Source organism: Pseudoalteromonas sp. QJM3NY_12 (assembly GCF_056173165.1).
In genome coordinates this window covers 350,003-363,309 of record NZ_JBWBUF010000002.1, presented here as the reverse complement: position 1 = coordinate 363,309, position 13,307 = coordinate 350,003, and the positions used below count along the sequence as shown (strand labels likewise).

8 protein-coding genes are annotated in these 13,307 nt (G+C 36.9%); 4 read left to right on the top strand and 4 right to left on the bottom strand.

What is annotated here, in order from left to right; all coding sequences use genetic code 11:
* Positions 1-69: 69 nt before the first annotated feature.
* On the top strand, positions 70-1,668 hold the full coding sequence (locus tag AC0VZ5_RS17465) for a GMC family oxidoreductase (RefSeq protein WP_475475097.1): 1,599 nt from the start codon (positions 70-72) through the stop codon (positions 1,666-1,668).
* Here the strand turns inward: AC0VZ5_RS17465 and AC0VZ5_RS17460 are convergent.
* The 3 genes from AC0VZ5_RS17460 to AC0VZ5_RS17450 form a co-directional block, all read right to left on the bottom strand.
* Positions 1,660-2,469 (bottom strand): class I SAM-dependent methyltransferase, encoded by an 810-nt coding sequence (locus AC0VZ5_RS17460; RefSeq protein WP_475475108.1) that lies wholly within the window; start codon positions 2,467-2,469, stop codon positions 1,660-1,662. The genes AC0VZ5_RS17465 and AC0VZ5_RS17460 overlap by 9 nt on opposite strands.
* Position 2,470: 1 nt before the next feature.
* Entirely contained in the window at positions 2,471-2,863 is a 393-nt protein-coding gene (locus tag AC0VZ5_RS17455; RefSeq protein WP_418609587.1) for a hypothetical protein, read from the bottom strand.
* 67 nt (positions 2,864-2,930) lie between these two features.
* The gene (locus tag AC0VZ5_RS17450) at positions 2,931-3,350 is read right to left on the bottom strand and encodes a DUF3429 domain-containing protein (protein WP_475475096.1); all 420 of its coding nucleotides are present in this window, start codon (positions 3,348-3,350) and stop codon (positions 2,931-2,933) included.
* A 213-nt stretch (positions 3,351-3,563) separates the two neighbouring features.
* Here AC0VZ5_RS17450 and AC0VZ5_RS17445 point away from each other — a divergent pair, with 213 nt between their 5' ends.
* Positions 3,564-4,832, top strand: coding sequence for an ABC transporter substrate-binding protein (locus AC0VZ5_RS17445; protein ID WP_198522748.1), 1,269 nt, complete (start codon positions 3,564-3,566; stop codon positions 4,830-4,832).
* Positions 4,833-4,841: 9 nt separating this feature from the next.
* Complete coding sequence (locus AC0VZ5_RS17440) at positions 4,842-7,097, top strand: ATP-binding protein (protein ID WP_475475095.1); 2,256 nt, start codon at positions 4,842-4,844, stop codon at positions 7,095-7,097.
* Between the two features lie 142 nt (positions 7,098-7,239).
* Here AC0VZ5_RS17440 and AC0VZ5_RS17435 read toward each other — a convergent pair whose 3' ends face one another.
* Positions 7,240-10,770 (bottom strand): ATP-binding protein, encoded by a 3,531-nt coding sequence (locus AC0VZ5_RS17435; RefSeq protein WP_475475094.1) that lies wholly within the window; start codon positions 10,768-10,770, stop codon positions 7,240-7,242.
* Between the two features lie 291 nt (positions 10,771-11,061).
* Between AC0VZ5_RS17435 and AC0VZ5_RS17430 the strand changes: the two genes are divergently transcribed.
* Positions 11,062-13,164: a two-component system response regulator gene (locus AC0VZ5_RS17430; protein ID WP_475475093.1), complete on the top strand. Its 2,103-nt coding sequence runs from the start codon at positions 11,062-11,064 to the stop codon at positions 13,162-13,164.
* Positions 13,165-13,307: the final 143 nt, after the last annotated feature.

Genomic DNA, 13,307 nt, shown 5'->3' with positions numbered 1-13,307 from the left:
GGGTGTCTAAAAATAACAAGTTTTTATTCGATGTTCCATGCAAACTGGTTTTTTAATTGGAGAATAAGTATGCATATCACTACATTTGATTACATTGTTGTTGGCGCAGGCAGTGCAGGCTGCGTTATCGCATCGCGATTATCTGAAAATAAAAATGTGAGTGTGTGCTTAATTGAAGCGGGCGGCAGTGATAAAGGTGCAATGGTTCAAATGCCTGCAGGGGTCGCTGCAAGCGTGCCTTATGGCATTAATAGCTGGCATTACAATACGGTACCTCAAAAAGAACTTAATAACCGCTGCGGATTTATGCCTCGTGGCAAAGTGCTTGGCGGTTCAAGTTCCATTAATGCCATGGTTTATATTCGAGGTAATAAGCACGATTATAATAGTTGGGCTGCACTGGGCAATGAGGGCTGGGACTATGAGAGTTTATTGCCTTATTTTATTAAAGCTGAAAATAATAAAACCTTTACTGAAAGTGATATACACGGGGTTTATGGTCCTTTGCATGTGCAGGATTTAAGCCAGCCAAGCCCTGTAAATCAGCTGTTTTTAAACGCCTGCGAACAACAAGGTGTACCGCACAATTGCGATATAAACGCAGGGCAGCAAGTTGGAGCCAGGTTATCACAAGTGACTCAATATCAAGGGGAGCGTTGTAGCGCGGCAAAAGCGTATATAACCCCCCATTTAAACCGAAAAAACCTAACCGTGCTTAGCAAAGTACACGTTAATAAAGTGCTTTTTTGCGATAAAACCGCAACCGGAGTCTCTGTTTCTATAAACAATAAAGCCGTTGTATTGCATGCAAAAAAAGAGGTGGTTTTAAGCGCTGGCGCAATTAACTCACCGCAAATTTTAATGCTATCGGGAGTTGGCCCTAAAGAGCAACTAAAGCAGCATAATATTGAAATAGTAAACGAGCTTTCTGGTGTTGGAGAGAACCTTCATGACCACTTAACCGTTGTGCCATTGTATAAAGCTAAATACAGTAAAGGCACATTTGGTATAAGTGCGGGTGGGGCGTTTAATATTGCAAAAGGATGCGTTGATTGGTTTGCCAAACGTGAAGGGCAGCTTACTAGTAATTTTGCAGAATCACATGCCTTTATAAAGCTATTTTCCGATTCAAAAGTACCCGACGTACAGCTTGAATTTGTAATTGGGCTGGTGGATGACCATAGCCGTAAACTGCACCTAGGCCATGGTTATAGTATTCACTGTAGTATTATGCAACCTAAAAGCCGTGGCACGATTCGATTAGCCGATGCCAACCCCTTGAGTGCTCCACTTATTGATCCTAATTATTTAAGCCACCCCGATGATTTAAACGTGATGTTAGCGGGGCTTAAAAAAACACTGCAGATTATGCAAAGTGAAGCATTTGATGTAATTAGAGGTAATATGGTTTACCCGCTAGATATTAACAATAATGAGCAGCTTATTGAGTATATTAGGCAAACGGCCGAGACTGAATATCACCCTGTAGGCACTTGTAAAATGGGGCAAGATGCCATGGCGGTAGTGAATAGCCAACTACAAGTACATGGCGTGAAAAATTTGCGTGTGGTTGATGCCTCAATTATGCCGCATATAATTACCGGCAACACCAATGCCGGTGTGATAGTCATTGCCGAAAAAGCAGCTGACTTCATTAAGCTAGCTTGACTTATAAAACGCTGTTAACCATTGCTGCCAGTCTTGCTCTAGTTTGATCATTTGCAGGTGTTTTTTAGCAGCAAAATGCTTGCTTTTATCCTCGTCAGCTAAAAACGGCCCTACACGACATAGCGAGCAATAATTATCGGTTAAGTAAGCAGGCAAAGTTAACAAGCTAGCCAGTTCAGGTAAGGGTTTTTCACTAAATACATAGGTAATGCCGCTGGTGTCTTTAACGTGCTTATCACGGTCAACATTGCGAATTTTATAACCATTAAAGAGACTAATATCAAATGGCATTTGCCCTTGATATTGTACGTTCAAATGGGTACCTAAACTGCCTTCAATATTCCATTCACGGTACGGTTTAACATCTTTTGAAGTGATGAAACACAGCCTCGCGCCTTGTGGATTTAAAGCAAACTTATTGGCGTATTTTATAAATTGATGCAGTAATGCGCGGTTAAGTACGTTCATGCTGGTATGGCGTGTATTGTGTTCAAATGCATCGCGACCAACAAATGCAGGAATAAGCGGAAATTGAAAAATAACCACATCAAAACTATGTAAATGCTGGCCGAGCGTTTGCCAACATTGTGGGTTGGTTACATCAAAGCTATTAAGTACTTCTACCTTTTGCGACTTTAAAGCATCGAGCGCATTATCTGGGTATTTTTGCTCAATAGTTGATTGGTCGTCGTAAGTGGATGCCACTAACTTTTTTGGCTTAATATGACGATAAAGCGCATTTGAAAACGATAAATCGCCATCACCTACCGTAAGTATGTTCCAGTTTGGATTTAAATACATATTAGCGTGAAGATGTGTTTGGGTTTTCGGGCTCATCATTTTGCTGAGGTGCTTGATGCAACCTATACATAGCTAAACGTGTTTTTAAACCCTCAATAGCAACCTGTTTTAAAATTAGGTTAAAGGTAATCAAAATAGCAAAAACAATGTGGATAGGACCATGGGTAAATCCTGCGTCAGGATCAAATATAGATAAGCCAAACAATACAAACAACACAACCATTAGTATTTCAATGAGTTGATTTGAATAAAAAGAAAGACGACCTTCGCTTTTATGATCTTTTTTTATGCTAATGGCACAAAAAAAAGGGATCACTTTTATTTTAAAAGCGGCGTTTTTTTCTACAAAATTCTCACCAAGGTCAGTGAGCTGTTGGCGCAATTGGTCTATCATGGGGTGTCCTCTCAATACAGTGCGCGGATGTTACCCTATTACAGACCAATGGTTAAGTAATGGCGTGTTATTTAGGGTAAATACTCATACCAATAATTAAGATATGACACACAAACACCACAGATGTGAGCACAAAGCGCATTTTTTGGTAATCTTTGTGGTAACTCTGCCAATTAACCGACGCTTTTTCGAAAATCAGAACCAACCAAAAACTCGCGCCTAACCACGCAAGCATCCACTCAATCGGCAAAAATGATAAAAACGGAATAGGAATGACCGGCAGCACAGCTTTAATGGCATCGGCAAAGCTTTGTTGCCCTGCATGCCATAAATTACCTGCCATAAAAGCTAAAATAGCGATGCTGTAAAAACTAAAAAACTCTAAATTGACACTGTTACTGCCAAACATCAATGGCCAACCCACACAGCCTAAAAACGGCAGTAAGCCTAAATAGCCTAGTTGAATGTGATTAACAAATTTTTCCATGGGTAAGCGCCTTAATCGAGTAGGTATTTCAACACTGCTAGTGTAACAAGGATAGATAGAGTTATCTTATAAAATTTATACAATGATTAAACGACCATGTTATTTATGACGATCACTCATTTTAATTAAAATAGTGTTTTTTGAAGCGCTAAGTTAGTGATTATTCGATTATTACCTATACTGATTGTGGGAATCACTAAATGGATGATTAGTATGGCTAACAATGTCACTCGACGTAAATTTTTAAGTACGCTAGCGGTCGGTGCTGCGACCTCTGCTGTCGCATTTAAAGCGCCGTATGTGTTTGCAAAAAAACCGGTTACGCTTAGAGTCATGGGAACGCATGTAACTTTACAAGAAGAGCTTAGAGTCCGCGCCATGCAAGAGCTCGGTATTAATATTGAATTTACCCCTATGGGGAGTGCGGCCGTTTTACAAAAAGCAGCAGCTGATCCCTCTTCATTTGATTTATATGAACAATGGTCTGACTCAATTAATATATTGTGGCAAGCCAATGCTATTCAACCAATTGAAGTAGAAAGACTAAAATATTGGCAGGAAATAAACCCACTAACCAAAACCGGTAAGTTAGTTCCCACAGCAAAATTGGGCGCAGGTGATGCGCCCAACAAAATTTTATATGTTCAACACGATGGCTCACTTGGAAGCCAAGCTACTGATAAAATAAGTTTTATGCCTTATGTTCACAATGTGGATTCATTTGGCTATAACACTAATTTTATACCTAAGGGTGTGGCTTACGAGACTGAGTCATGGGGCTGGTTGCTTGAGGAGAGTAATAAAGGCTTTGTTGGTTTGGTAAATGCCCCCACCATAGGCATTTTTGATGCCGCTTTGGCGGCCCAAGCACAAGGGCTTATGGCATTTAATAATATTGCCAATATGAGTGTTGCAGAAATAGATAAACTGTTTGCAATTTTAATTAATAAAAAGCAAGCAGGGCATTTTTCTGGGTTTTGGACGTCGGTGCCACAATCGGTTGAGTTTATGCTTAAAAAGCGTGTGCACATACAAAGTATATTTTCTCCGGGGGTGACTGCATGTAGAGCCCAAGGTTTACCCGTTGTTAATGCATCTCCTAAAGAAGGGTATCGAGCATGGCATGGAGTGATGTGTCTCTCTGCTAATACGGTAGGGCATGTAAAAGACGCCGCTTATGAATACATGAACTGGTGGTTATCGGGCTGGCCTGGTGCATTTATTTCCAAGCAAGGTTATTACATTTCTAATCCAGAACGTAGTAAAGAAATAATTACCACCCCCGAATGGGATTATTGGTACGATGGCAAAGAAGCGACTCAACCACTAGCGGGTACCGATGGCAAAAATATAATTATGCCAGGGCAAATTCGCGATGGCGGCAGCTATGAAAAGCGCTTTTCTAATATTGCGGTGTGGAATACAGTGATGGATAACTACGATTACAGTTTAGATAAATGGTTTGAACTACTAAACGCATAAGGGAATTGAATGCTGAAACAGTTAATTAGTTCTTTATCTATTAAAGTATTATCTTCGTTGGCTATTTTTATTTTAATACAAATAATAGTTTACGTTGTTATTAATGAGCGAACCGACAAAATAGAGCAAGCCAGTAAAAATGTATTGAATATTAATGGGCTGTCAGTTGTTGTATTTGAAATTAACAAAGATATTTTACAGATTCAACGAGATATTTCGGTTTATGGTGTGTCGGGTAGCGAGGTTATTTTTGATAAAATAAAAAGCACTCAGCAAAGTATTCAAGCGCGGTTAATTGAAGCACAACAGCGAATTCAGCAACACAAGATTAAAAACTCATTAAACGCCATGCAATCATTGGTTTTAAATTATGGCAAAAGTATCGATAGTCTTAAAAAACGATATGATGAAAAGTCTAAAATTATTGAGCAACAGTTACCAAATACCTACGAATTAGCATTAACTACCTTAGCAAGCAGGGATGGAGAAACGGCCAGGCTGGGCAAGGACTTATTATTGTTTCAGCTAAAGGATCATTGGCATCATCTGTATCGCAATTCAGTCCTGTTTTTAACTCAACGCGATTACGCCAAACGTAGTCAAGTAAAACAGCGGCTACAATTAATTAAACAATTAACCAACAGTGGCGCTACAAACAAAATGATTGGCCACAACAAGGTCGAGCAACTAAATAGTTTAACAACTAAATTCGAGTCTTTATTTGCTCAGGCCATTCAAGCTAATAGAAACTATTTAACCTTAAGTAATATTGTTATTGCCGGTGATTCGGTCGAGTTTTCAGCACTTGCCAAAAAATTGCAAGAAGATGCATTGTTGTTGCTTAGTGATATTTCGAAAACCAGTCAAGAGAGCATTGATGCTGCGCAAACTGTTATTCAAGTGTCGTTATTTTTGTCTGTTACCTTGTTTATTCTTTTCGCTTTATTTTTTCACTTTCATATTATTAAAGCGATTAACAGGCTCACAGTTAGTTTTAGATCATTTCTAAATGGTGATTTCTCAGCAAACATAGCTGATATTAACCGTGAAGACGAAATAGGGTTTTTAGCCCAAGCAGCAAATAAATTTAGAGTGCTAAACGAGCGCCTAGTTGAAGCAAAAAAAGCGGCAGAAGAAACATCCCGAATCAAATCTGAGTTTTTAGCTAATATGAGCCATGAAATACGCACTCCCATGAACGGTATTTTAGGCATGGTACAGCTAGTGAGTAATACAGAGCTTGATGCTAAACAAAAACGCATGATTGAGGTTATTAGCTCTTCAGGTAACAGTTTATTGGTTATTCTTAATGACATTCTTGATTTAAGTAAGCTTGATGCCGATAAAATGCTACTAGAAAATAGAGAGTTTAAATTAAGTGCTTTATTGTATGAGCTGGAACAAATTTTTAAATCGCAAGCCGACCATAAAAATATAGAGTTTAAAATAGTAAAAGAAAAAGTAGATTCTGTTGATTTGGTACAAGGCGACGAAACCCGTTTAAAACAAGTACTAATGAATTTATTGGGGAATGCATTTAAATTTACAGAGTATGGAACAGTAACATTATCTGTTGCTCTAAAAGAGAAAAATAGCAGTGAAGTGATGTTACTATTTAGCGTTATCGATAGTGGTATAGGTATTTCACAACATAGTATAAAAACGTTATTTGATGCTTTTACACAAGCTGACACTTCAACAACACGTCGTTTTGGTGGTACAGGGCTTGGATTAACTATCTCTAGTAAAATATTAAACTTAATGGGCAGTAATTTACAAGTAGAAAGTGAATTGGATAAGGGTTCGAGATTTTATTTTCAGTTAACGCTTAGTACTCCATCATCAAATGTGGCTGAAAAACAGCAAGCACAATTACCCGATGTAAATATTAAAAATAAAGATATACAAGTATTAATTGCCGAAGATAATCCGGTAAATCAAATCGTGCTAGAAAGCTTTTTAAAAGCAATGGGTATTAAACATATAACCATGGCAGATAATGGTGAAATAGCGCTTGAGCTATGTACTAAACAACAATTTGATTTAATTATGATAGATATTCAAATGCCGGTAATGGGCGGGCTTTTGGCAACTAAATATATTAGGGAACTAGCCAATTACCACGATGTGCCCATTATTGCCGTTACTGCAAACATCACTGAAAAAGACGAGCCTGAGTACGTGGCAGCGGGTATAACTAACACTATAAACAAGCCTATAGAATTCAATAGTTTAAAAGTTATAATTGACCAGTATAGCGAGTAAGAATAAATATCCTATGTGCTTTTATATTTTTTGGTGGTATTGGTTAGCAATACACTCAAAAATTAAAAGCGCCTTTAGGCGCTTTTAACTTTAATTAGCAATACATATTTTCAGTGGTTTATTCATTATTACCCACAAAATGCTAACTACTGGGTTGTATCTCTAAGTAGCTGTTAATGGTTGATTCGAGTTTTTTGTAGCTAGTTTGAATGAGCTCTAATTTATTCTTCATACTGCCCATGGCATTTTCACTGGCCATTACTTCTAATTCATCAAATAATTTATGCAAGTTAGCCGCACCTACATCACCCGATGAGCCTTTCAAGCCATGACTTAATTTTGATATTTGCGATAAATTATTGTTATTTATTGCATCCTCAAGTTCTTCTAGCTTCATTGGTGTACTCTGAAGGTATAATTCACATACTTTTATAAGAAGCTCTTCATTATTTAATAACCGAGATAGCGCGTTATCTTTATCCCAATCAGGTAAACTTTGACTATCCAAAGTATCAGAAATTGGTTTATTAATTTCGTTAAGCTGATTATTTTCCAATGGAGCTTCTTTTATAAAAGTTGAAGACAACCACTTTGTAGCCGTTGCAACTAATACCTCTGCAGAGATTGGTTTAGTGATGTAATCATTCATTCCTGCATCTAGGCATTTTTGTCTTTCACCCATCATTGCATTAGCAGTCATAGCGACTATGGGAATATCAATATTTTGAGGCGCTGCTTCACCAGCTCTTATTTGTTTTGCTGCATCATAACCATTCAATATAGGCATTTGGCAGTCCATAAATACACAGTGGTATTGATGATTATTGGCCACCGAGTTAACAAGTTTTTCTACTGCTTGTTGGCCATTTGACGCGGTATCTATCTCTAAAGATAAACATGACAATATACCCGCGGCTACTTCTATATTTATTTCGTTATCATCAACGATAAGAACATGTGCTCCTTTAAAGTCAGAATTATCAGTTTTAACTGAGTCTGATTCACGGCGTTTGTTAATATTAATATTACTGCTACCAGCACTTATTTTATCTTCAAGGCTGCGTTCATCGGCGACTGTTTTTAAAAACTCTGAAATAAGTATTGGTTTAGAAAGTAAGCTGGCTTGCACGTGTCTTGTTTTAATTTGAGGATAACCGCGATTTGCTAATAAAATAACTTTAAGTGCATGATGATTAGCAATAGATGGCCACATTTCATCTAAACGTTTTAACAATATGTCGTCTTGTTCAATAAGTATAAAGTCAGGTAAAGGTACGTTTTTTATATCATCTGAAACAAGAGATTGTTGTAATTGTTCAGGTGAAAAACTGTTTCCAGAAAAAGCAGCTATTAAATTATTTATGCTGTCGGTTAACTCGTTATTTTTAGTCACAATAGCAAAGCTTTTGTTTTTTAATCGTGGGGTAAAACTATAATGAGTTGTATCATCATTGCTCAGTGTTAGTTTTATGTGAAAACTACTACCTAGTGACTTTTCTGACTCAAAGCTAATTTCTCCGCCTAGAAGGCTACAAAGCTGTCTGCATATAGAAAGCCCTAGCCCTGTTCCACCAAATTTAGATGCCACGCTTTTGTCTTCTTGGGAAAAGGCGGTAAATAATTTGCTCTGGTTTTCTTGTGCAATGCCCACACCGCTATCGGTAACTTTTACATGAACAGTCACAGTATCATTGCTTGTTTGCTCGCAATAAGCGGTGACCTTTATAAACCCGGTTTCAGTAAATTTAATCGCATTATTTACTAAGTTAGTTAGGATTTGTGAAAAACGATGGGGGTCAGTTTTAATCGTTTTACATTTTAAATTAACAACATCTAAAACAAATTCGAGGCCTTTTTCCTGAGCTTTAACAGCCATACTGCCACAAACGCTTTCGATTAATTTTATTAAATTAAACTCTTTAAAGTTCAACTCAAGTTTACCTGCTTCTATTTTAGATAAATCCAAAATATCATTTATTAATACAGATAAAGCACTCACACTTACTTCTGTCATTTCTAAATAGTTTTTTTGTGTTTCACTTAATGGCTCTTTTTTTATTAAGTTTAAAGTACCCACTATGCCATTAAGTGGAGTACGCATTTCATGGCTTATATTAGAAATAAACGCGCTTTTTACTTCACTGGCTTGTTTGAGCTCTTTAGTGCGAATGGCTACTTTATTTTCAAGCTCATGATTTACTTTTATTATTTCATTCTCAATGGTGCGCTCTTTGGTTACATCTCTGGCTATTATTGCAATACCAATAAACATTCCAAATTGATCGATAATGGCTGATAAAGAGAGTGAAAAGTAGCGTTTAGTAGAGCCGTTACTGATACTAGCGTCTTGCTTAAATTGACGAGTACCATCAGTGAATTTTTCAATTATCTCGTTAAAATTTAGCTGATCTATTATTTTTAAATCATTAATTGGTTTTCCAATTGCTTCTAACTCTCCAAGCTTAAACATCAGAGTTGCGGCATTATTCCAACTAGAGACAATACCGTTATTGGTAATGCCAATTACCGCATCAGATGAGCCGGTTATAATTGCCTCAGATTGTGCGCGCGCATTTGCAAGCTCTTGGCTTTTGCGAAGACTACGATTGAAAAATGCGAGAATGATAGTTAATACAATAACCAAAATAAGCAAAAAGGCGTAGAGCTTTGTTCTGCGTTCCATTTCAATATTTTTAATATGCTCAACAGGCGCTAAAACGTGGCTAGATAAAAAGTTTTGTTTTTCACCCAGCGCTAAAGTGATTTGTTTTCTTGCAGTGTAATAACTTGTTTGCGCAATGCTTTTTGGTTTTATAAGCGACAATGAGCTATTAGCAACGGGGTTGAAAGTGTAATTATTATTGATGCTAATATCACTACCTAGGTCTTTACCAAAGGTGAAATCTTTATTTGGGTGTGATAAAAAATAGCCGTTACTGTCAGTTAAAGCGAGTTGAAATGGTGTATTAATACTGTTTTTTAAAAGAGTTAATAAGTTGTTAGCATTCACGTTAATTATGATAAAGCCAAATCTATTTTGATTTTCATCAAAAATTGGCATAGACAGCCTCAACATCGGGCGATAAGGAAACTCTATTTTACCGTACTCTCTATTCAACGAAATTTCAGACAGATACATTTCGCCATCAGAGAGGTTACTACTGGCCGTAAAGTACTCTTGCGCTCCTTTATTTTGGAGCCTATTTAAATCTATAACCTCTACAGCGCCCTGAACGCGATCAACCCTTACCAGTTCTTGTCCTTTTTTGTTGGTACTGATGATTCTTAGCTGCTCGTAATCTGGGTTATTTTTTAAAAACGCTGCAAATATAATTTCAAGCCTTGTTTTCCATTGAGCATAGGTGGTGTTCTCTAGTGGGTCTACACCTTTGTTATTTGATGCCCTGGCTAAGCCTTTGATTGGAGGGGTTGCGTGTAAAAAACGAATATCTCGACGGTAGTTTTCAATAACCTCTTGTGTTTGTGAATTAATAGATTGGTTTTTGTCTATTATTTCTAGTTCTACAGAGCCAAGTACTGAGCGCGATAAACTTGCTTCATTAATAATAATGGCTAAAACAATTAAGGTAATTATGGCGGATAAAGAAATAGGGAATAAAAGGGTGTAATTACTTACCTGACGAATTATCCTTTTTTTAAGATTTATTGGCATCCATTACTCCAATTAAAAACTAGCCATTATTTAATTATAATTAAACCTAGAGAACTATAGGTAATTTATCAAGTTTGAGCTTAATAATAAAAAAATAAGAAAAAAGTTTTTACTATTAAAAAGGAGTTTTGCTTTTATTGGCTTACATTTACTGCAGATGATTATAGACCTCTTGTAGCTAACACAATCAATTTAATATTGTTAGTACTTATTTTAGGTAATTAATGGACGTTTAGGTTAACTCAGCTAGACTTTAATCGCGTTTGTTTAATTTTTTTATGGGACTTTATTGTGTTAACCACTGTAGATCAAAGCTTTGCGCATCGAGTGCTTATTGTTGATGATGAACCTTCTAGTTTAATGATTCTAGAGGGGGCTTTATCAGATATCGCAGAAGTTATATGCAGCGATACTGGTTTTGGTGCAATTGAAAAAGCACAGCAGTTTTTACCTGAAATTATTTTATTAGATATAGAATTACCAGATATTAGCGGGTTAGAAGTGTGTAAACGCTTAAAAAACAATCCCAAAACCAGTGGTGTAACGGTAATATTTATTACCTCTCATAATGAAAGTAAGTTTGAGCATTTGTCTTTAGAGTTGGGTGGGATTGACTACATACAAAAGCCAGTCGATCTTAAGGTCTGCCGTTTGCGCGTTGGCAACCATTTAAAACTAAAAACACAAGAGCAACAATTAAAGCATTCTCAGCGGTTACTTGCTATTGAATCAGAGAGATTGCGCGTAACGCTCAACTCGATTGGCGACGCTGTTATAGCAACTGACAAAGACGAAAAAATAACGTTTATGAACCCGATTGCAGAAATGATGACCGGCTGGGTGATGCATGAAGCTGTCGGTAATTATATTTCAGAGGTTATGCAACTACGGGATGCAACCACAAAGCATAAAAGTCTTAATCCAATTTCTATTGCTTTAAAGGAGCAGCGAAGAGTAGCTATGGCGCTTAATTGCCAATTAACGAGCTTAAATGGCAGAATTCATCGGGTTGAGGATTCTGCCTCTCCTATTAGGGATGAAAAAGGTAATATTATTGGCGCGATTATAGTTTTTCATGATGTGAGCGAGTCAATTGCGATGGCCGTTAAAATGAGTCATTTAGCAAACCATGACCAATTAACCGATTTACCCAACCGAATTTTATTACATGATCGCGTTGCGCATGCCTGTCAGGTATCTGTGCGTAATGGTTTTTTTGTGGCATTAATGTTAATTGATATTGATCATTTTAAATATTTAAATGATACCGAGGGACACCATGTTGGCGACCAAATCATAAAACTGGTTGCTAAACGCCTTGAATCTATTGTTGATTTAAATACGACCTTAGCCCGAGTTGGCGGGGATGAATTTGTATTATTGCTCCCCGATATTAAATCAACGTGTCATGTCGATGCTGTTGCATCTGATATTTTGTATGCAATGCATCAACCTTTTCGTGTCGATGGAAGAGAGTTTAATTTAACTATAAGCGTTGGAATTAGTATTAATCCAACTGATTCTGATTCTGCCGAATTAATGATGTCGCATGCTGATGCAGCAATGTATAAAGCCAAAGAGCACGGTAGAGATAGATTTTGTTATTTTTCAGATGACTTAGAACATGAGTTTCATCAACGTCAAAATATAGATAAGCTTTTGAGAAATGCACTTGAAAAAGACACGTTGGAAGTTCACTTTCAGCCCAAGCTTTGCCTAAAAAATAAATTAATTATAGGCGCTGAGGCGTTAGTAAGGTTAAGAGATGAGGAGGGCGGTTTTATATCGCCGTTACACTTTATTCCACTAGCCGAAGAGACAGGCTTAATAAATAAGTTGGGTCATAGCGTTTTAAAACAAAGCTGCAGAGCTGCTAAACGCTGGCTAGGTAAAGGTCATCCAATTAAAGTTGCTGTTAATGTGGCGGCTAAACAATTTACAGATCCTAAATTTATAGAAAGCGTAGCGCAAATACTTGAGGATACTGAGCTTCCTAGTGGTTACCTTGAGTTAGAAGTGACAGAAAGCGCTTTAATGAGTGATTTTGATGAAACAAGTAGAATATTAAACGGGCTTTCAAACCTTGGTTTGAGCATAGCGATAGATGACTTTGGAACGGGCTATTCGAGTCTATCGTATTTAAAACTATTCCCTGTTGATGTATTAAAGATTGACCAGTCATTTGTTAAAGATATGGTTGATGATAAGCAAAGCCTAGATATAGTGAAAGCAATTACCCATTTAGCACACTCACTTAATTTAAAGATTGTTGGTGAAGGCATTGAAACTCAAGCACAGCTCGATACACTTATTTCGCTTGAGTGTGAAGAAGGGCAAGGATTTTTGTTTAGCAAAGCTTTACCTGAAAACGAATTTGAAAATCTCATTTTCTGATGGTGTAACTAATATTTTTAAGTTTAAGATAGCTCACATTCAATTATTGTAACTTCTTATCTCCATCAATCTTAAAAATCGATTGTTTTAATCTAAACAATCAATTTTATTTAATTTCTCAATGGCCTTATTGTATTAATCAA

Bases quoted from the DNA above. Each gene is read 5' to 3' on its own strand.
- AC0VZ5_RS17465 (WP_475475097.1), top strand. From the start codon at position 70: ATGCATATCACTACATTTGATTACATTGTTGTTGGCGCAGGCAGTGCA.
- AC0VZ5_RS17460 (WP_475475108.1), bottom strand. From the start codon at position 2,469: ATGTATTTAAATCCAAACTGGAACATACTTACGGTAGGTGATGGCGAT.
- AC0VZ5_RS17455 (WP_418609587.1), bottom strand. From the start codon at position 2,863: ATGATAGACCAATTGCGCCAACAGCTCACTGACCTTGGTGAGAATTTT.
- AC0VZ5_RS17450 (WP_475475096.1), bottom strand. From the start codon at position 3,350: ATGGAAAAATTTGTTAATCACATTCAACTAGGCTATTTAGGCTTACTG.
- AC0VZ5_RS17445 (WP_198522748.1), top strand. From the start codon at position 3,564: ATGGCTAACAATGTCACTCGACGTAAATTTTTAAGTACGCTAGCGGTC.
- AC0VZ5_RS17440 (WP_475475095.1), top strand. From the start codon at position 4,842: ATGCTGAAACAGTTAATTAGTTCTTTATCTATTAAAGTATTATCTTCG.
- AC0VZ5_RS17435 (WP_475475094.1), bottom strand. From the start codon at position 10,770: ATGCCAATAAATCTTAAAAAAAGGATAATTCGTCAGGTAAGTAATTAC.